Below are 19,642 nucleotides of genomic sequence, written 5' to 3'. Positions count from 1 at the left end.
CGTCGCCAAACGCTCGAACATAAGTAGAATCAACACCGTGCGCCTTGTCTACAAAATTTAAACCGGACAGTAGTGGGTCAAGCCCGAGGATGACGAAGCAAGCTTTTTAGCACATCAACCCTTTTCGCCCGCCAGCGCTCTCTGAACCGCAGGCCGCTCACCCATGCGGCGGAAATGGTCGTGCACCTTGGGGAAGCGGGCAATATCCACGCCGTCGCTTTCCAGCCAGCCGGACATGACGAAAAGATAGGGATCGGCGACCGAATAGGCGGTGCCAAGCACCCAGGGTCCGTGCAGCATGCCGTGCTCGATCAATTCGAAACAATCGGTCATGGTCTGCGGCACCTTCACCTTCATATCCGCAAGCGAGCTGTCCTCGTTGGCCCAGCGGCTGCCGCGCCGGCCATGCGCGTGGGCGACATGCACAGTCGAAGCGATGAAGACGTTGAAGGATTGCATCAGGGCGAACTCGAAAGGATCGTCCAACGGCGCGAGTTTCTTTTCCGGGGCCATCTGCGCGATGAAGGCGAGAATGGCGGGCGTTTCGGTCAACACTCCGCTGGCCGTTGCCAGTGCCGGCACGCGACCCTTCGGATTGATCTTCAGGAATGTCTCGGAGCGTTGCTCGCCCTCGGCGAAATTGACGCGGTGGGCCGTATAGGGCAGCCCGGATTCCTCAAGCACGATATGGCTGGCGCGAGAGCAGGAACCGGGAGAGAAAAACAGCGTGAACATGGATATGCGACCTCCAAAGCAATGAAAGCGCCCACTTCCTCGTATTGCGGACGCCGCCCCCTGACGGCGGCAAATGGCTCGGCCATACCGCGCAGGGGCAGGCCATCATCATGCCGGTGACCGGTCGCGTCAAAGGTTATTTCTAAAGACCGACCACGCGGATATCGCCGACATGAATGCCGTTCCAGTTGCGCATCTGCCGGTTTGCCATGCCGCTGAGAGCCTGCTGCTCGGCGCTGCCCTCGTCGAAATACCGGGCGAGCAAGGCCGAGATCATCGCTTCGGCCGCTCGCGTCGTGCCGTCTTCGCATTTCACCGCGATCGCGATGCCCTTTTCTGGCAAGGCCGCCACGAAGACACCTTCCGCGCCGGTCTTGGCGAAAATCCTGCCGGGCGCAACCTGCATCAGCCGGGTGCAGGCGCGGCCGGTGCCAGCCACATAAAAAGGTTCCGCCATGCAGGCATCGATGAGGCGGCGGGAAGCTCTGGCACGCCCGGCTTCCAGCCCCCTGCCCGTCGCCATCCTGGCAAAACCATGCGCCAGCCCCTTCAGCGGCACGGCATAGGTTGGGATGGAGCAGCCGTCCACGCCGCAATTGTCGTGGCCGAGCGCCGCACCCGTCAGGCTTTCCATCGTCGCGCGGATTTCCCGCTGCAGGGGGTGATCGTAACCGATATAGCCCTTGGGATCCGTACCGGTATGGCAGCAGGCGCAGATGAAGCCGGAATGCTTGCCGGAGCAGTTATTGTGAAGCGCCGTCGGTTTTTCCAGTGTGCGGGCCTGATGGATGATTGTTTTCTGATCGGAAGACCAGTGCGCGCCGCATTCCAGCGTATCCACATCCCTGCCCGCCCTTGCGAGCATGGAGGCGGCGAGCGCCGCGTGTTCGTCTTCGCCGGAATGGGAAGAGCAGGCAAGCGCCAATTCGGCATTGCCGAAACCATAGGCGTCCGCCGCACCGCTTTCCACCAGCGGCAGCGCCTGCATGGCCTTGCAGGCCGAACGTGGAAAGATGCCGCGCTCGACATCGCCCACCGACAACAGGACGCCGCCATCGCCATCCACCACCACGGCAAGGCCCTGATGGCGGCTTTCGACGAGGTTTCCCCTGACGACTTCGACGGTAACGGAATTGTTCATCTTTGCAGCCTCAAAAAATTCTGATTTCATGCTGTTGATAGCGCAATTGATTTTTCGGTGCACGGGGCTATCAGTGAAATTTGCAAAACGTCTGCTGCTGGCGATTGCCATTATCTACCTGCTTCCAGCACTGGCGTCGGCCGGGTTGTGGGCCATGCGGGACCATCCGCAGGGCTGGCGCGACGCCCGCTGGTCGTCCTCCGGCACCCTTCCGCAAGCCGGCGCCGACGGTGAGGCTGCGGTTTACGTGTTCTCCGCCATGACCGGCGGCTTTAAAGGTTCCGTTGCTAGCCACGCCTGGGTCGTGCTGAAAAAGCCGGGCGCGACGGCTTATGACCGCTACGACAAGGTGGGCTGGGGCACGCCGATCCGCCGCAATGGCTATGCGGCGGATGCGTTCTGGTACTCCAACACGCCACGTCAGGTCGTGGCCATCCATGGTGCCGAGGCGGAAAAGCTGATCCCGAAGATCGAACAGGCTATTGCCGATTATCCCTATGGAATGCCCGGCGGTTACCGCATCTATCCCGGACCGAACTCGAACACCTTCGTCGCCCATGTGCTGCGCAGCGTGCCGGAACTCGGCGTGGTTCTGCCGCCCGATGCTGTGGGGCGCGACTATCTGCCGAATGGTGCGTTTTATCATCTTGCCGACGACTGGAAGGATGCGAGCGTTTCGCTTGGCGGCCTGTTCGGCATTTCGGCAGGTGCGCGCAGCGGCTTCGAGGTCAATTTCCTCGGTCTGGTCGCGGGCGTCGATTTCAGCCGCCCTGGCGTGAAAATACCGGGGCTCGGCTATTTCGGAGTGGCCGGTAGCCGCGTCTGACGCCCTCAGGCATCGGCGGCATGACTGGCCCTTTTTGCGCGGATGGCCTGGGCGATGAAAACACGCGACAGGCCGTGATAGAGCGGCTCGCGGGAAAACAGGCGGGAAGTCAGATATCCGAGCATCGATGCGGCCATGATGGGAATTACCCCTTCGTGATTGCCGGTCATTTCGAGGATGATGACGAAAGCCGTCATCGGCGCCTGCACCACGCCTGCGAAATACCCCGCCATGCCGACAATGGCGCCAAGGCCGATACTGGTGCCGAGCAAGGTGGCCATGGTGCTGCCGAAGCCCGCGCCCACCGATAGCGACGGCGCGAAAATGCCGCCGGGAATACCCGACATCATCGCAAGGAAAGTCGCGGCCAGCTTTTCGATGAAGAAGAAGGCCGGCGCGGCCTGTCCCTCGATCGCGGCCCGTGCCTGTTCGTAGCCCGTTCCGAAGGTTGCACCGCCTGTCGCTATACCGATAACGGCGGAGGCAAGGCCGCAGGCTGCGGCGACCGCCAGCATCCGCCTCAACGGCATGGTCTGCGCGAAGCGGCGGATGCGGGCGGAAAGACGCAACGCCCCGGCGCTGAAAAGCGCGCCGAACGCACCGCCGCCAACGCCGCAGATCAGCACCAGAAGCCAGTCCCGCATCGTTTGCGCCATGACGGAACTCGCACCGAAATATGTATAGCTGCCGACCAGCGCCAGCGAGGCGAGGCCGGACAGAATGACGGCGGTCAGGACGAGGCCGTTGGCGCGGGATTCGTAAGTCTTGCTCATCTCCTCGATGGCGAAGACGATGCCCGCGAGCGGCGTGTTGAAGGCGGCGGCAATGCCCGCCGCCGATCCGGCCAGAATGAGACCTTTCGCCTGCGCCATGCCGCCCCAGCGTGCCGCCTGCAACATGATGGAGGCACCGACCTGAACCGTCGGCCCCTCACGCCCGATCGAGGCCCCGGACAAAAGACCGGCCACCGTCAGCACGACCTTTCCGAAGACGAGTTTCAATGACAGAAGCCGCGAACGGTCCTCATCGTCACGCAGGTGCCGCGCAGCAATCGCCTGCGGAATACCGCTGCCGCCGGCATTGGGAAAAACCGTCAAGGCCAGCCAGGCGCAAAGCGTGAAACCGAGCGGCGTTATGACAAGCGGCAACAGGAACGCCCATTCACCGGAAGAGGTCGCGGCAAAGAAAAGATGCTGGGCGCGATCTGCCGCCCATGCGAACCCAACGCTGATGACCCCCACTGCGAGCGCGCCGATCCAGAAAACCGCTCTCGGTTTCCACACCCGCCAGGAACCCCAGACGACACGGGAACGGCGGAGCATCTTCAGCTTCTTGTAATCGACGGGCATGGGTCCGAGCCGGTAGTTTTTGGTATTTGCAGGTGGGAAGCCCGTTTATCTGCCTCCCCGCCCCAGATTGCAAGTTTTGCGTTTGACTCTGCGCTGATATTGGTCGATGTTATGCATCGCAATTGCAACGCAAGGAGGCGCAACATGAAAACGGCAACGATCCCTTCGCTGCGGGTAACCGCGGATTTTCGCGAAGCGGCGGAAAGCGTGCTGAAAGATGGGGAAACCCTTTCGTCTTTCATTGAAGATTCGGTGCGCAGGCAGGTGGAAATCCGCAAATCTCAGGCGGAGTTTATTGCGCGCGGGCTGGCGTCGCTCGAAGAAGCGGAGCGCACGGGAGTTTATTATACCTCCGAGGAGGTTCTGGCCGAGTTGCGTGGGATGCTTGAGGCAAAAAAGGCGGAAAAGCGGAAAACATGACTTACAAAGTCAAGCTGACCGCAAAAGGGCGGAATGATATCAAGCGCCTCTACACCTATCTGCTTGACCATGATGAAGAAGCAGCAGACCGCGCGCTAGAGGCAATAACGTCGGCCATAGACATGCTTCACGACTTTCCCTTCAGTTGCCGCAAGGCATCTGCGGAAAACAGCCTGATACGCGAACTGCTCGTGCCGTTCGGCTCGTCCGGATATATTGTTCTGTTTCGGATAGATGGCCCGGAGACCGTCACCATCGCTGCCGTCCGCCACCAGCGCGAAGACGATTACCATTGATCCTCACCGGTCGCTGACGACCGCGCGCGGGTTCACCCAAGGCTCCTGATTGGAACGCGGCAGCGGCGTCTTTCCGAGAATGTGATCGGCCGCCTTTTCGCCGGTCATGATCGACGGGCCGTTGAGGTTGCCATAGGTCACATGCGGGAAGATCGAGCTGTCGGCGACCCTTAACCCCTCCACGCCGATCACCCGGCATTCGGGATCGACGACCGCCATCGGGTCGTCGCGGTCGCCCATCCGGCAGGTGCCGCAAGGGTGATAAGCGCTTTCCAGATGCTCCCGCAAAAACGCGTCGATCTCCTCATCCGTCGCGACATTTTCGCCCGGTTGGATTTCGGGCCCGCGAAAATCCTCGAAGGCTTTCTGGCTGAAAATCTCACGCGTCAGGCGCACGCAATGGCGGAATTTCTCCCAGTCTTCCGGGTGACTCATATAGTTGAAGCGGATGACCGGGTCGTCATGCGGATCGGCGGAGCGCAGCGCGACGTTGCCGCGCGATTTCGACAAATTGTAGCCGACATGCACCTGAAAACCATGACTTTTCGCGGCAGCCTTGCCGTCATAGGAGATGGCGACGGGCAGGAAATGATACTGGATATCCGGCTGTTTCAGGCCCGGTGCGGAGCGCAGGAAGGCGCAGGCTTCGAACTGGTTGGAGGCGCCGAGCCCGCCCTTCGACAGCAGCCATTGCGCGCCCGCCACACCCTGCCAGAACCACGGCAGCCAGGAGTAAAGCGAGACCGGTTTGGTGGAGACCTGCTGGAAATAAAACTCCATATGGTCCTGAAGGTTTGCGCCCACACCCGGACGATCCGCCTTCACCTCGATACCCATATCCTTCAAATGCGCAGCCGGGCCGATGCCGGAAAGCATCAGCAGTTTCGGGGAATTGAAGGAGGATGCGGAAAGGATGACCTCGCGATTGGCCGTGATGGTTTCCACGACGCCCCTGCGCTCGATTTCGACGCCCACGGCACGGCCGTTCTCGATGACGATCTTGCGGGCGAAGCCGTTGACCAGCGTGACATTGCCACGTTTCAGCGCCGGCCGCAGATAGGCATTGGCGGCGGACCAGCGGCGGCCATTATGGATTGTCTGCTCCATCAGGCCGAAACCCTCCTGCTTGGAACCATTATAGTCGTCGGTGAGTTCGAAACCGGCCTGCGCGCCTGCCTGGATGAAGGCGTGGAACAGCGGATTGCTCATCGGCCCGCGCTGAACGTGCAACGGCCCGTCCGTGCCGCGCCAGCCTTCCTCGCCGCCATGGCTGTGCTCCATGCGCTTGAAATACGGCAGCACATCCGCATAGGCCCAGCCCTGCGCGCCAAGCTCTTCCCAGCGGTTGAAATCTTCCGCATGGCCGCGCACGTAAACGAGACCATTGATCGAAGACGAGCCGCCGATGACTTTTCCGCGCGGCGCTGTAATCCTGCGGTTGTCGAGGTTCGGTTCAGGTTCGGAGAGATAACCCCAATTGTAGCGCTTCATGCTCATCGGCCATGCGAGCGCCGCCGGCATCTGGATGAAGGGGCCGAAATCCGAACCGCCCGCCTCGATGACGATCACCGAATAGCGGCCGTCTTCCGACAGGCGATAGGCGATGGCGGAGCCGGCGGAACCCGAACCGACGATGACATAGTCTGCGTGCATGATTTGCTCTCTCCGATGAGCGTTGGTTCCGATTAACTGTCGGCGGGTGGGGCTTCACCCCCCTCTGCCCTGCCGGGCATCTCCCCCTCAAGGGGGGAGATCGGCAAGACGCTCTTTCGTCATTTCATTCTCGAACGTTGAGATGGGCGAGACCGTGCCTCAGGTCGATCTCCCTCCTTGAGGGGGAGATGCCCGGCAGGGCAGAGGGGGGTAAAACCCACCCGCCACACCTCAATAAGGCGCGTCCACCTTCCCCGTGCTCACATAAACCGTCTTCAGCTCGCTATAATGCTCCAGCGCCGCCGCCGAGTTCTCCCGCCCGAAGCCGGATTGTTTCGAGCCGCCGAAGGGCATTTCCACCGGGCAGAGATTATAGGTGTTGATCCACAGCGTGCCCGCTTCCAGCCGGTCGACCACGCGGTGAGCGCGGGCGAGATCGGCGGTGAAGACGCCGCCGGCGAGGCCGAATTCGGTGGCATTGGCGCGGGCGATAACCTCGTCCTCATCGTCGAAATCCAGCACGCACATGACCGGGCCGAAGATTTCCTCGCGGGCGATGGTCATATCATCAGTCACATCGGCAAACACGGTCGGCTGCACGTAAGCGCCCTCACCCGAGACATTGTTGGGAATGCCGCCGCCGGTCACGAGCGTTGCACCCTCGGCCTTGCCCTTTTCGATGTAGCCGAGAACCTTTTCCTGCTGGGCTTTGGAGACCAGCGGGCCGAGATGGGTGGCGTAGTCGAGCGGATCGCCGAGGATCATAGCTTCGGTGCGGCGCTTCAGGTTTTCGAGGAAACGGGCTTTTGCCTTTTTCTGCACGAAGACACGCGTGCCATTGGAGCAGACCTGACCGGAGGAATAGAAATTGCCGAGCATCGCACCGCCGACAGCACTTTCGATATCGGCATCGTCGAAAACGATCATCGGCGACTTGCCGCCGAGTTCCATCGTTACGTGTTTCAGATGCCCGGCAGCGGCAGCGGCCACCTTGCGCCCGGTCGGCACCGAGCCTGTCAACGAGACCTTGGCGACGTCAGGGTGGTTGACCAAAAGCGGTCCGGTGTCGCGGTCACCCTGAATGACGTTGAACAGGCCCTTGGGCAAACCGGCCTCGATGAGGATTTCGGCAATCTTCAACGCGCCGAGCGGAGTGTTTTCCGACGGCTTGAAGACCATGGCGTTACCGGCAACGAGCGCGGGCGCCGCCTTCCAGCAGGCGATCTGCTGCGGATAGTTCCATGCGCCGATACCGACGCAGACACCGAGGGGAACGCGCTTGGTATAGGCGAAATCGCCACCGAGCGGGATATAGTCGCCATTCAGCGCCGAAGGCGCAATACCGCCGAAAAACTCGAATGCATCCGCGCCGGAGGTCGGATCGGCGACGATGGTTTCCTGGATGGGCTTGCCTGTATCCAGCGTCTCCAGCGTGGAAAGCGCGTCGTTGCGTTCGCGCATGATGTCTGCGGCGCGTTTCAGGATGCGCCCGCGCGCCATGGGGCTCATCGCCGCCCATTCCTTCTGCGCCCGCTTGGCCGAGGCGATGGCGCGCTCGACAATCGCCGGGGTTGCCGCATGCAGCCTCGCGATGACCTCGCCGGTTGCCGGAAACACACTTTCGAAGAGTGTGCCGGTATTGTCCTCGACATAGTCCCCGTCGATGAAATGCGAGGCTTTGGGCTGCGCCTTAAGCGGCGTCGCGATGGTCATGTCGAATACTCCTAGAGAATGCGGACGGACGGCTTCGGGCGCTGTCCATCGGGAAAAGGTTTGAGCTGCAAGTCGAAATAATCCTCGACAAGGGCCGGCGCGGAGGCGAGCCCAAGCGGGGCCGAGCGCAGGCTGTGCCTGATATAAAGCCCGTCGATAAGGGCTGCGGCCCCCTCCGCGATGCGTGCCGCGTCATCGGGCGGGCAAAGCCGGTTGAGGCTTGCCATGAGATTGGAGCGCAGGCGGCGGGAATAGAGCACGAGCAGGCGGCGGGTTTCTTCCGAGCGCTGCGCCTCGACATAAAAGGCAAGCCATGCCGCCACGGTTTCGGGCGTGAACTGGTCGCTCTGGAAGGAAACGTGGACGATGGCGCTCAGCCTTTCGCGCGGGCCGTTGGCGCGGGTCAGCGCCGCCACCGCATCCCGCCTCAGATCGCGCAGCAGGCTGCGGGTGGTTTCCAGAAGGAGCTGCTGCTTGCTGCCGAAATAATGATGCGCAAGCGCCGCCGACACGCCCGCTTCCCGGGCGATATCCGACATCGTCACATTCAGCGAACCATGATGGCCTATGGTGCGGAGCGCCGCATCCACCAGCGCCTTCCGGCGCAAAGGCTCCATTCCGATCTTGGGCATAATGGTCTCCTTGATGGCGGCAAAATATTCTTGATTGATCAATCAATCAATAAAAAATGCGCCATTTCATGTCGCTGATTTGCCATGGATCAAAGAAAACCCGGCAAGGCCGAATAAGACCATCCGACACTTATGCCGAGGCCCGGCTCACGGGGGAAAAACTAAACCGTGATATACTGCAAATTGGGAATGGAACACGTTTCGTGCTAATATGGGAGATGATACAAATTTCGCTGGAAGCGGCGCCAGACGAAAAGTGAAAAAACGCCCGCAAGAGAGACCGCGACCGCGCGCTGCCCGCAGGGACCGGCGATGCGTTCGCAACGGTTGAACAAGGGAGTGATATCATGCCAATGGTAACAGTATCTATTTCCCCGGAACAGGCAGCAAGAATGCGCGAGGCCGTGAATTGCGGCGCTTACGCATCCGGCAGCGAGGTCGTCAGGGCCGCGCTGAGACTATGGGCGGCCTCCGCCGAGCACGGTGTCGGCACCAGGCCCGCAGCGCCCGCTGAGGCAACCGAAGCCGACCGCGAACGCATGAATGTTGCCGAACTTTACGCCGCTCATACCGGGCAAGTGCGCCGGGCCTGAGGCCTTGCGCGGCACCCGTAGCTATTGAGGGGGCCTGTGACAAAACGTTCATCAAAGCTTCACAGTCGTGAAAGCTTTTGTTGACCTGTGATCTGCGATTGTCTGCCGCAAAAGAGACGGGTTTCCGTGTGCGCATTTCATGTGTCATGCCCACGGAAACCGGCAATAGCGGAGAACAGAAATGCCGGCCGTAATGCTGGAGAACGATGTCATCAGGCGGTTTGCCTCCGGGCACATGTTTCCCATGGCGAAACTTGTGCTTGAAACCGCGTTTCAGCCGATTGTCGAGGCGACGACGGGAACGATTTTCGGTTACGAATCGCTGATGCGCGGCCACGACCGGCTCGGTTTTTCCAGCCCGCTGGCCCTTCTCGACCAGGCTGCCGAGGATGGCGAGCTGAAGGCCTTCGAGCAGATGCTGGCAAACCGCGCGCTGGCGAAATTCTCCACCCTCGCGGACTTTTCCTCCACCACCCTGTTCCTCAATCTCGATGTGCGGCTGATCCCACATGGCGACGCCATTCTCGACAAGCTCGTCGGCCATCTGGCGCGGGCGGGCATTCCCGCCTCCTCCATCTGCTTTGAGCTTTCCGAGCGTTTCGACAATACCAGCGTGCCGGAATTCACGGCACTGATTGCCCGCATGCGCAAGGAAGGCTTCAAGCTGGCGATCGACGATTTCGGCGCCGGTCACGGCGAAATGAAGCTCCTATGCGACTATCCGCTGGATTACCTGAAGATCGACCGGCATTTCATCCACGGCGTCGATCACCTTCCGCGCAAACAGCATCTGGTCCGCAATATCGTCAATATCGCCCATGTTCTTGGCGTCCGGGTCATTGCGGAAGGCATCGAAACCGAAGCGGAGTTTCTGACCTGCCGCGAATATGGCGTCGATCTGGTGCAGGGCTGGCTGATCGCCAAGCCGACGGTGTTCATCAGCGAGCTTCCCGAGAGCTTTCCACACCTCAACCGCATGGGCGTGGCGCGGCGCAACAGCCAGTCGCTGGATGAAATCCTCATCCGCCGCGAAATAGAGCGCCTACCCACCGTGTTTGAGCATGACAGCGTCGACAGCGTCTTCGAATTGTTCCGCAGAAACCCGCGGCAGGCATTTTTCCCGGTTCTCAACGCCAATGGCGAACCGCGCGGCGTCATCAACGAATATCACCTCAAGGAATATATCTACCGGCCTTTCGGCCGCGACCTTCTCAAGAACAAGATATATGAACGCACCATTTCCCACTTCGTCGACCCTGCGCCGATCGTGGGCCTCGATGCGGATGCAGACCAGCTGATGAACATGTTCGCCAGTATGGGCGGCAGCGCCTGCATCATCCTCACCGAAAACATGCGTTACGCCGGCATAGTCTCCGCCGCTTCGCTCATCAAGGTCATCAACGAAAAACAGCTCAAGATGGCGCAGGACCAGAACCCGCTGACGGCGCTGCCCGGTAACCGCGCCATCGGCGGCTTCATTGCCGACAGTTGCGGCGACGGCGACGAGACGCGCTTCTTCTGCTATTGCGACTTCGACAACTTCAAACCGTTCAACGACAAATACGGCTTCAACGCCGGCGACCTTGCCATCACCCTTTTTTCCGCGCTGATGCGCCGTTACTTTTTCGCCGGCGACTGTTTTCTCGGCCATATCGGCGGCGACGACTTTTTCGTCGGCGTGCGCGACTGGACGGTGGAGGAACTGACGGAAATCCTCGAACGATTGCTTAGCGATTTCCACGTTGATGTCGCCGAACTCTACTCGGATGAAGACCGCGCGGCCGGCTGCATGAAAGGCCAGGACCGCCACGGCAACGAGCGGGACTTCGCGCTGCTGCGCTGTTCGATCGGCGTTCTCATTTTGCCGAAGGGGCTGATCATCGCCAATCCCGAGCGTATCGGCGGCGAGATCGCCGGCATCAAGGCAGCCGCGAAAGAAAATGAAGACGGTCTCGTCATCCGGGTGTTCGGCGAGACAAATTGAGAAATAGGGGGCGAGTTTGGGATCCGGTTGACCCGGTGCGCGCGGCTTTACCCCCCTCTGCCCTGCCGGGCATCTCCCCCACAAGGAGGGAGATCATACGCGGCGAGGTTTCGCCCCTCTTAAAGTTTGAGAATGAAGCGACGGTAGAGCCGCTTGCCGATCTCCTTCCTTGTGGGGGAGATGCCCGGCAGGGCAGAGGGGGGTAAAGCCGCGCACTCCACGCCCATGCGAACCAACAACACCCAACGTACTCCAGCGTCAAAGAGCCGCCTTTCCTAAAGGACGCATCCGGCCTACATTTTAAGGTAACGCCAATCCTTAGGGAGTTGCCCTCACCCATGTCCGATACCACGACCCTGCCCGAAACAATGCGCTTCATCGACCTTCCTTCCCATGGCGGCCCGGAAGTGATGCAGCTTTCGCAGATGGCTTTGCCGAAACCCGCCAAAGGCGAGGTTCTGGTCAAGGTCGAGGCAACGGGCGTCAACCGTCCCGATGTCGCACAGAGACAGGGCATCTATCCGCCACCGAAGGATGCAAGCCCGATCCTCGGCTTGGAAATTGCCGGAGAAGTGGTTGCGCTCGGCGAAGGCGTCGACGAATTCAAGCCGGGCGATAAAATCTGCGCGCTCGCCAATGGTGGCGGTTACGCTGAATATTGCACCGTGCCGGCCGGACAGGCCCTGCCCTTCCCCAAGGGCTATGACGCAGTCAAAGCCGCAGCACTGCCGGAAACCTTCTTCACTGTCTGGGCCAATCTCTTCCAGATGGCAGGCCTCACCGAAGGCGAAAGCGTGCTCATCCATGGCGGCACCAGCGGCATCGGCACGACGGCCATCCAGCTTGCCAGAGCTTTTGGCGCGGATGTCTACGCCACGGCGGGCTCTGCGGAAAAATGTGAGGCCTGCGTCAAGCTCGGCGCCAAACGCGCCATCAACTACCGCGATGAAGACTTCGCCGCAGTCATCAAGGCCGAGACCGATGGCAAGGGTGTCGATGTGGTTCTCGACATGATCGGTGCGGCCTATTTCGAAAAGAACATCGCCGCGCTTGCCAAGGACGGCTGCCTGTCCATCATCGCCTTTCTGGGCGGCGCCGTGGCTGAAAAGGTCGATTTGCGGCCGATCATGGTCAAGCGCCTCACCGTCACCGGCTCCACCATGCGGCCCCGCACCGCCGACGAAAAACGCGCCATCCGCGACGATCTCGTCGAGCAAGTCTGGCCGCTCATCGAAAGCGGCAAGGTCGCGCCCGTCATCAACAAGGTCTTCACGCTGGACGAGGTTGCAGAGGCCCACCGGCTGATGGAAAGCAGCAACCACATCGGCAAGATCGTGATGCGGGTGTCGTGATTGCGCGCCGCCGACGTTGTTTTCATTGACAACAGACGGAGACGTTGTCATGAATAACAACACAAAGGCGGTACTTATCGAGAAAACCCGCAAAGTGATCGATGAAACGGCCTTCTTCGAGGTTGTCCTGTGGCATCTGCCTGAACCGGTTCCCGGAAGCATCCATCCTTTCAAATACCGGCTGGCGCTTGTGGTCGAAGGGGAATGTGTTCTGCGTTACGACAATGAACGCGGCAAAGGTGATCATCGCCACATGGCGGAGCGTGAGGACGCAATCGAGTTCACCACGCTTGAAGCCCTCTTCGATGCTTTTCAGGCTGATATGGAAAGGATTTTGTCATGACCACACTCACCGTCCGCCTCAGCACAATCGACGACATCAAAGGCCGGTTTGTCGCTGCCGGAAATCTGGCAATGTCCGGAAAGCCGGTGGCGGCAAAACCGTCGGTGGCGTTTTCCAGCTATGAGGACCTGCACCGCATTTTAGCGCCTCTGCGTCTTGCCATCGTGAAGGCTCTGGCCGGACAGGGGCCGCTCTCGATCCGCGAGGTCGCACGCCGAGTGGGGCGGGATGTGCAGGCCGTTCATCGTGACGTGACGACGCTCCTCCATGCCGGCATCATCGACAGGAACGAGGACGGTATCGAATTTCCCTACCACAGCATCCACTTCGAATTCGACGTGAAGGCAGAAGAAGCGGCGTAATCAGCTTGGTAGTGTCTTGAACGACTACCTCTTGCATTAACGGCGAATCGTACTACCTTCTAGTTATGTTCAACGTATCGGAAGGAGGTGATCCAATGTCTAATGAGATTTCGGTCTCTGGTGCAGGCAATGGAAAGGGTAGGTTTTCGACGGGGCAGCCCTCGGCGTAAAAACCTCTTGCCTTCGGAACGTTGAGAAACAGTCCCGGGTCTGTAAACAGGACCAAGCTCATGGAAGGGTCGCCTCTGGCGACCCTTTTCTGTTTTCAGGGTTATCTGCGTGCTCACCCGGTTCCCTCGTTTCTGTGCTTGCCACAGAGATCGAGCCAGACCAAGTCTTTGGGCTGAAAGAGCCCTTTCGCCGCGCAGACGCGCCCGACTGGATTCCCGTGACGAGCACAGGAATGACGGTGTGGGTGTTGCAAACGTCTTGTACATCCAGCCGACGCGGACCTCGCGCGGCGGCGGGAAGTCTCCTTTCAGCTCAAGGACTTGGGCTGGCTGGATACCGGCTCGAGGCCGGCATGACGGGGAACTGAGGATAGTCGCAGCCGGTATCTCCCCTACTTCTTGCCGAACACCTTCCACCGGGTCGGGCGAAAACGTAGCTCAGCTCCCACCGCTACAGCAGCGTTCAGCGGCACCTCGATTTCGAGGTGATAGGGTTCATGGCCGTTATTGGCGATGTCGATTTCAGCGATACGGGTGCCGGCGAGGCGGCGACAGGTGGTGACCTTGCCGTAAAGCGCGTTTTTCTCGTCCGTCAGCACCACATCTTCCGGGCGGAAGAAAAGCTCGCCCTCACCTGCGCCGCCTTCGGCGACACCGATGTTTTCACCCTGAAACACCACCTGGCCGTCGCGGATCGTCACCGGCAGGCTGGAGGATTCGCCGATGAAGGAGAAGACGAAGGGAGAGTTGGGCGTGTCGTAGACATCATCCGCCGTGCCGACCTGCTCGATCTTGCCCTGGCTCATGACGACGACGCGGTCGGCCAGTTCCAGCGCTTCCTCCTGATCGTGGGTGACGAAGACGGTGGTGTGGCCGGTGCGGTCGTGGAATTCACGCAGCCAGCGGCGCAGCTCCTTGCGCACCTTGGCGTCGAGCGCGCCAAAGGGTTCATCGAGAAGCAGGACCTTCGGCTCGATGGCAACCGCGCGGGCAAGCGCCACACGCTGGCGCTGGCCGCCGGAAAGCTGGGTGGGGTAACGTTTTTCGAGACCGGTCAGATGCACCATGTCGAGAAGTTCGGAAACTCTTCTGCGGATCTCGGCCTTTGGCGGGCGCTTGGCTGAGGGTCGCACCTTCAGGCCGAAGGCGATGTTCTCCGCCACCGTCATATGGCGAAACAGCGCGTAATGCTGAAAAACGAAACCGACATTGCGCTCCTGCACCGTGCGGTGCGAGGCATCCTCATCGCCGAAGAAGATGCGGCCTGCGGTCGGCTGTTCCAGACCTGCGATGAGGCGCAGCAGCGTCGTCTTGCCGGAACCGGAGGGACCGAGCAGCGCGATCAGCTCGCCGGAGCGAATGTCGAGCGACACGTCGTTCAGCGCCGGAAAGCGGTCGAACTGCTTGGTGATGCCGGAAACTTTCACTTCCATGAATATGCCTTTCAATGCTTGCCGGCTGCGTTGCCCGCGCCAAAGCGTATTTCGAGAATGGTTTTGAGAACGAGCGTCACCAGCGCCAGACCGGCAAGCAACGTCGCCACAGCAAAGGCCGCACCGATATTGTACTCATTATAGAGTATCTCGACATGCAGCGGCATGGTGTTGGTCTCACCGCGAATATGACCCGATACTACCGAGACGGCGCCGAACTCGCCCATGGCGCGAGCGTTGCAGAGCAGCACGCCGTAGAGGAGGCCCCATTTGATATTCGGCAGCGTGACATACCAGAAGGTCTGCCAGCCGGTTGCGCCCAGCGAGATCGCCGCTTCCTCGTCGCCATTGCCCTGCTCCTGCATCAGCGGGATCAGCTCACGCGCGACGAAGGGAAAGGTCACGAAGATGGTGGCGAGCACGATGCCCGGAACGGCGAACAGGATTTCTATGCCGTAACTCTTCAGCCATGGCCCGAGCACGCTGTGCGACGAAAACAGGATGACATAGACCAGACCTGATATGACCGGCGAGATCGAAAACGGCAGGTCGATCAACGTTATCAGAAACGCCTTGCCCTTGAACTCGAATTTCGCGATCGCCCAGGCGGCCGCAACGCCGAAAACAAGGTTGAGCGGCACCGAAATGGCGGCGACGAGCAACGTCAGGCGGATTGCGGACAGCGCATCCGGCTCGACGATCGCCTCCCAGAAGGCGTCAGCCCCTTTGCGGAAGGCCTCGAAGAACACCGATACCAGCGGCAGAACGAGGAACGCCGCAAGGAAAAGAAAGGCGATGGCAATCAGCACCAGCCGGGCGGGCAGGCTTTCGCTGGCGGGATCGCGGAACGGCCGGGACGAGGTGCGGGAAGCGTCAGACATAACCGTACCTCTTGCGGCTCCAGGCCTGAATGAGATTGATGAGGAACAGCATGGCGAAGGAGATGATCAGCATGATGGTGGCGATGGCGGTCGCGCCGGCATAGTTGAACTCCTCCAGCCGGATGACAATGAGCAGCGGCGCGATTTCCGAGACGTAGGGAATATTGCCGGCGATGAAGATGACCGAGCCGTATTCACCCACGCCACGCGCAAAGGCGAGCGCGAAACCCGTCAGGATGGCGGGCGTCAGGCTTGGCAGCAGAACGCGGGTGATGGTCTGGAAACGGTTGGCGCCGAGCGTTGCCGCCACCTCTTCCACCTGCCGGTCTATCTCCTCCATGACCGGCTGCACGGTGCGGACGACAAATGGCAGGCCGATGAAGATCAGCGCTATGACGATGCCGGTCGGGGTAAAGGCGATCTTGATGCCGAAGGGTTCGAACAGCGCGCCGACCCAGCCGCGATTGGCGTAAAGCGTGGTCAGCGCGATACCGGCAACCGCCGTCGGCAGGGCAAAGGGCAAATCGACGATGGCATCAACGAAGCGGCGGCCGGGGAAACGGTAACGCGTCAGAACCCAGGCGACGATGACGCCAAAAAACGCATTCACCAGCGCGGCGATGAAGGCCGTGCCGAAACTGACGCGCAGCGCGTTCAGCGTGCGGCTGTCGGTGGCGATCGCAATAAAATCTGCAAAACCAAGTTTCGCCGTGGACCAGACAAGGCCGCCGAGCGGAATAAGAATGATGAGAAACAGATAGATTACCGTGTAACCGAACGTCAGGCCAAAGCCGGGTATTACGCTCGACTGCCGCCACTTCCACCTGTTTCCGGATGTATTATTGCTCATCAAGGCTCCGGATAATCTTTGTTTGGCGCATTTCCGGACAGAAAACCGGGATCCACTTTTCCTGGAAATGCTCTCTGGGAGCCGGTGTTCCCCGGCCCTTATTATAAAGTATCGACCGGCATGGTGTCCGGTCGATTGATCTGCTTTTCGAGTTTCCCTTCGTGGGGCGGGCGATCTCGTTTCAGCCCATCATCCGCTTACTTGGCGGGCTTGTAAATCTGGTCGAAGATGCCGCCATCACCGAAATGTTCCGGCTGCGCCTTGGCCCAACCGCCGAAGATCGGGTCGTCGATGGTGACGAGCTTGATGTCGGGCAGTTGCTTGAGCAGATCCTTGGAGACGACCGCAGGGTTCGACGGACGATAGAAGTGCTTCGCCGCGATATTCTGGCCCTCGTCGGAATAGAGATATTGCAGATAGGCTTCGGCCACCTTGCGGGTGCCCTTGGCGTCGACGTTCGCGTCAACCACGGCCACCGGCGGTTCGGCGAGGATCGAGATCGGCGGCACGACGATGTCAAACGCATCGGCGCCGAATTCCTGACCGGCAAGGTAGGCCTCGTTTTCCCAGGCCAGCAGCACGTCGCCGATCTGGCGCTGTGCAAATGTGACCGTGGAGCCGCGGGCGCCGGTATCGAGAACCGGAGCGCGCTTGTAGACTTCGCCGACATAGGCCTTGATCTTGTCCTGATCGCCCTTGAACTCTTCATTCGCCCAGGCCCAGGCCGCGAGATAATTCCAGCGCGCGCCACCTGATGTCTTCGGGTTCGGCGTGACGATCTGGACGTCGCCCTTCACCAGATCGCCCCAGTTATGGATGCCCTTCGGATTGCCCTTGCGCACCAGGAAAACGATGGTGGAGGTGTAAGGCGAGGAATTATGCGGCAGGCGCGTGCGCCAGTCCTTGTTGATCTTGCCGGAATTCTGGACGATGGCATCGATGTCGCTCTGCAGCGCCAGCGTCACGACATCCGCCTCCAGACCATCGATGACCGAGCGTGCCTGCTTGCCGGAGCCGCCATGCGACTGCTGGATCGTGATGTCCTCGCCGCTATCGGCCTTCCACTTCTTGGCGAAGGCTTCGTTGAAATCCTTGTAGAGTTCGCGGGTGGGATCATAGGACACATTAAGCAGCTTGGTTTGCGCAGCCGCCGAACCAACACCGCCAAGAGCCAGAGAAAGACCGAGAGCGACAACGCTCAAACCGGACAGAAGCTTAGACATCGGTATTCCCTCCTGATGAATATGGCTTAACTCTACTGGACCGGTAGAGTTGGTCAATGAGGCCGAATACGATCGAAAAAGTGTTTCCCGAGAGCGTTTCCCCGGGCAACAAATACAACGCAGCATAAGCCAAACACGCAACAAGCGTCGTGTAAAACTTTGCTGAATGCAAAATCGTTTCACATTTTTGACGATTTTTTGCGCCTGAGACGAAAAATATTCTGACCTTTTAGACGATTTTTTCGTCAGGCGGTCAAAAGCTCGGGCACTTCGACACCTGCCAGGGCGTCCGCAATGGTGGTGTTGAAAAGGATGTTGCGGGTGGCATCGGCCACGCGGGCAAGCACATGGCGTATCTCGCACTGCTTCTCGCCATCGCAATCCTCGCAGCGGCGATAGGCGGTCTGCGACAGGCAGGGCAAGGGCGCGAGCGGCCCGTCGATCAGGCGCAGCACCTCGCCGAAGGTGATATCCGAGGCCGGGCGTGCCAAAAGGTAACCGCCCTGCTTGCCGCGCCTGCTTTCGACGATGCGCTCCTTCTTCATTTCGAGAAGGATCTGCTCCAGGAATTTTTTCGGAATGGCCTGTTCGCGGGCAATGTCGGAAATCTGCACGGGACAGCCACCGTCGGCCTTTGCCAGCGACAGGAGCGCCCTCAGCGCGTATTTTGCCTTCTGCGAAATCATCGTAAAACCAGTAGACCACAAGCCCGGGAACCCGGCAATTCCGACTTAGCGCAGAAGTTGTCACAATTCAAATCCAAGCTGCAAAGAAGGTGAACGGGCATCTTTTGCTCATACAAAGCGCGCGTGAGGCATTTTTGCTCTCAAGTGCAGCGCACAAGGACTGTCATTTCTGTTCCAGAAGCCGGATTTCAACAATAATCGGCCATGGAAATCCCGGACGTGACAATGACGATCAATTCAGCAAATGCCTCTGCCGATACCGCATCCCTCGACGCCACGCTTGCCGGGCTCGATCTTGCGGGACGACTTTCCTTCATCGCCGGTCTCGGCGGGCGCGTGGTCTTCACCACCAGCCTCGGCATCGAGGATCAGGTCATTACGGCGGCCATCGGCACCCATCGCCTGCCGATCGATGTCGTGACGCTGGAAACCGGCCGGCTCTTCAAGGAAACCGTCGATCTCATCGATGAGACCGAAGAGGGCTTCGGCATCGAAATCCGCCGCTTCCGGCCCGAGCAGGACGATATCGACGCCTATGCCGAAAAATACGGTCTCAACGGCTTTTACGAAAGCATCGAGGCTCGCCACGCCTGCTGTCATGTTAGGAAGCTGATCCCGCTCGGCAAGGCGCTGGAAGGCGCTGCCTTCTGGATCACCGGGCTCCGTCGCGGCCAGTCGGGCAACCGCGCGACCACGCCTTTCGCCGAGTTCGACACTGAGCGCAATCTCATCAAGATCAATGCTTTGGCGGACTGGGACATCGAACAGATCCAGGCCTATGTCGCGTCTGAAAACATTCCCGTCAATCCGTTGCATGCGCGTGGTTACCCCTCCATCGGCTGCGAGCCGTGTACACGCGCCATCAAGCCCGGCGAGCCTGAGCGCGCCGGACGATGGTGGTGGGAAAACGACGAGAAGCGCGAATGCGGCCTTCACGTCGCCGGTGCGGAACAGACATCCGCCATCTCCGCCATTCCGCAACGATAATCATTCAGACCAT

20 protein-coding genes are annotated in these 19,642 nt (G+C 60.1%); 9 read left to right on the top strand and 11 right to left on the bottom strand.

What is annotated here, in order from left to right; genetic code table 11:
• Positions 1-114 precede the first annotated feature (114 nt).
• Together QSK43_RS25040 and QSK43_RS25035 are read right to left on the bottom strand one after the other, a co-directional pair.
• A complete protein-coding gene (locus QSK43_RS25040) occupies positions 115-735 on the bottom strand; it encodes a glutathione S-transferase family protein (RefSeq protein WP_332305734.1) in 621 nt (206 codons plus the stop codon).
• 142 nt (positions 736-877) lie between these two features.
• Positions 878-1,876: an asparaginase gene (locus QSK43_RS25035; RefSeq protein WP_332305733.1), complete on the bottom strand. Its 999-nt coding sequence runs from the start codon at positions 1,874-1,876 to the stop codon at positions 878-880.
• A gap of 73 nt (positions 1,877-1,949) precedes the next feature.
• On the opposite strand from QSK43_RS25035, the gene QSK43_RS25030 reads away from it, so the two are divergent.
• Positions 1,950-2,702 (top strand): DUF3750 domain-containing protein, encoded by a 753-nt coding sequence (locus QSK43_RS25030; protein WP_332305732.1) that lies wholly within the window; start codon positions 1,950-1,952, stop codon positions 2,700-2,702.
• Between the two features lie 5 nt (positions 2,703-2,707).
• Here the strand turns inward: QSK43_RS25030 and QSK43_RS25025 are convergent, their stop codons facing one another.
• On the bottom strand, positions 2,708-4,051 hold the full coding sequence (locus QSK43_RS25025) for a chloride channel protein (protein WP_332305731.1): 1,344 nt from the start codon (positions 4,049-4,051) through the stop codon (positions 2,708-2,710).
• Between the two features lie 144 nt (positions 4,052-4,195).
• Between QSK43_RS25025 and QSK43_RS25020 the strand changes: the two genes are divergently transcribed.
• Complete coding sequence (locus QSK43_RS25020; protein WP_332305730.1) at positions 4,196-4,471, top strand: YlcI/YnfO family protein; 276 nt, start codon at positions 4,196-4,198, stop codon at positions 4,469-4,471.
• The gene (locus QSK43_RS25015) at positions 4,468-4,767 is read left to right on the top strand and encodes a type II toxin-antitoxin system RelE/ParE family toxin (RefSeq protein ID WP_332305729.1); all 300 of its coding nucleotides are present in this window, start codon (positions 4,468-4,470) and stop codon (positions 4,765-4,767) included. The genes QSK43_RS25020 and QSK43_RS25015 overlap by 4 nt, the downstream gene beginning before the upstream one ends.
• Before the next feature lie 3 nt (positions 4,768-4,770).
• Here the strand turns inward: QSK43_RS25015 and betA are convergent, their stop codons facing one another.
• From betA to betI, 3 genes are all read right to left on the bottom strand, one after another.
• Positions 4,771-6,420, bottom strand: coding sequence for a choline dehydrogenase (gene betA / locus QSK43_RS25010; RefSeq protein ID WP_332305728.1), 1,650 nt, complete (start codon positions 6,418-6,420; stop codon positions 4,771-4,773).
• A 231-nt stretch (positions 6,421-6,651) separates the two neighbouring features.
• Positions 6,652-8,133, bottom strand: a complete 1,482-nt coding sequence (gene betB, locus QSK43_RS25005; RefSeq protein WP_332305727.1) for a betaine-aldehyde dehydrogenase — start codon at positions 8,131-8,133, stop codon at positions 6,652-6,654.
• 11 nt (positions 8,134-8,144) lie between these two features.
• Positions 8,145-8,765 carry a transcriptional regulator BetI gene (gene betI, locus QSK43_RS25000; RefSeq protein ID WP_332305726.1) on the bottom strand — a complete coding sequence of 207 codons (621 nt, stop codon included), beginning with the start codon at positions 8,763-8,765 and terminating at the stop codon, positions 8,145-8,147.
• 347 nt (positions 8,766-9,112) lie between these two features.
• Here betI and QSK43_RS24995 point away from each other — a divergent pair, with 347 nt between their 5' ends.
• From QSK43_RS24995 to QSK43_RS24975, 5 genes are all read left to right on the top strand, one after another.
• Positions 9,113-9,358 carry a ribbon-helix-helix domain-containing protein gene (locus QSK43_RS24995; RefSeq protein ID WP_045025257.1) on the top strand — a complete coding sequence of 82 codons (246 nt, stop codon included), beginning with the start codon at positions 9,113-9,115 and terminating at the stop codon, positions 9,356-9,358.
• A 181-nt stretch (positions 9,359-9,539) separates the two neighbouring features.
• Positions 9,540-11,342, top strand: coding sequence for a GGDEF domain-containing protein (locus QSK43_RS24990; RefSeq protein ID WP_332305725.1), 1,803 nt, complete (start codon positions 9,540-9,542; stop codon positions 11,340-11,342).
• Positions 11,343-11,680: 338 nt separating this feature from the next.
• Complete coding sequence (locus QSK43_RS24985) at positions 11,681-12,694, top strand: NAD(P)H-quinone oxidoreductase (protein ID WP_332305724.1); 1,014 nt, start codon at positions 11,681-11,683, stop codon at positions 12,692-12,694.
• 49 nt (positions 12,695-12,743) lie between these two features.
• Positions 12,744-13,037, top strand: coding sequence for a toxin-antitoxin system TumE family protein (locus QSK43_RS24980; protein WP_332305723.1), 294 nt, complete (start codon positions 12,744-12,746; stop codon positions 13,035-13,037).
• The gene (locus tag QSK43_RS24975; RefSeq protein WP_045021155.1) at positions 13,034-13,399 is read left to right on the top strand and encodes an HVO_A0114 family putative DNA-binding protein; all 366 of its coding nucleotides are present in this window, start codon (positions 13,034-13,036) and stop codon (positions 13,397-13,399) included. The genes QSK43_RS24980 and QSK43_RS24975 overlap by 4 nt, the downstream gene beginning before the upstream one ends.
• Positions 13,400-13,961: 562 nt before the next feature.
• Here the strand turns inward: QSK43_RS24975 and QSK43_RS24970 are convergent.
• The 5 genes from QSK43_RS24970 to QSK43_RS24950 form a co-directional block, all read right to left on the bottom strand.
• Positions 13,962-15,002 (bottom strand): sulfate/molybdate ABC transporter ATP-binding protein, encoded by a 1,041-nt coding sequence (locus QSK43_RS24970; protein WP_045021153.1) that lies wholly within the window; start codon positions 15,000-15,002, stop codon positions 13,962-13,964.
• 11 nt (positions 15,003-15,013) lie between these two features.
• Positions 15,014-15,883, bottom strand: coding sequence for a sulfate ABC transporter permease subunit CysW (cysW, locus tag QSK43_RS24965; protein WP_045021151.1), 870 nt, complete (start codon positions 15,881-15,883; stop codon positions 15,014-15,016).
• Positions 15,876-16,733 carry a sulfate ABC transporter permease subunit CysT gene (gene cysT, locus QSK43_RS24960; RefSeq protein WP_045021149.1) on the bottom strand — a complete coding sequence of 286 codons (858 nt, stop codon included), beginning with the start codon at positions 16,731-16,733 and terminating at the stop codon, positions 15,876-15,878. The genes cysW and cysT overlap by 8 nt, the downstream gene beginning before the upstream one ends.
• 197 nt (positions 16,734-16,930) lie before the next feature.
• On the bottom strand, positions 16,931-17,956 hold the full coding sequence (locus QSK43_RS24955) for a sulfate ABC transporter substrate-binding protein (protein ID WP_045021147.1): 1,026 nt from the start codon (positions 17,954-17,956) through the stop codon (positions 16,931-16,933).
• Positions 17,957-18,201: 245 nt separating this feature from the next.
• Positions 18,202-18,642, bottom strand: coding sequence for an RrF2 family transcriptional regulator (locus QSK43_RS24950; protein WP_045021145.1), 441 nt, complete (start codon positions 18,640-18,642; stop codon positions 18,202-18,204).
• A 204-nt stretch (positions 18,643-18,846) separates the two neighbouring features.
• Between QSK43_RS24950 and QSK43_RS24945 the strand changes: the two genes are divergently transcribed.
• A complete protein-coding gene (locus tag QSK43_RS24945; protein WP_332305722.1) occupies positions 18,847-19,629 on the top strand; it encodes a phosphoadenylyl-sulfate reductase in 783 nt (260 codons plus the stop codon).
• Positions 19,630-19,642: the final 13 nt, after the last annotated feature.

Source organism: Rhizobium sp. GR12 (assembly GCF_036596185.1).
GTDB classification, from domain to species: Bacteria; Pseudomonadota; Alphaproteobacteria; order Rhizobiales; family Rhizobiaceae; genus Agrobacterium; species Agrobacterium nepotum.
The sequence above is the reverse complement of the archived record's forward strand: the minus strand, read 5'-3'. Positions and strand labels throughout refer to the sequence as shown.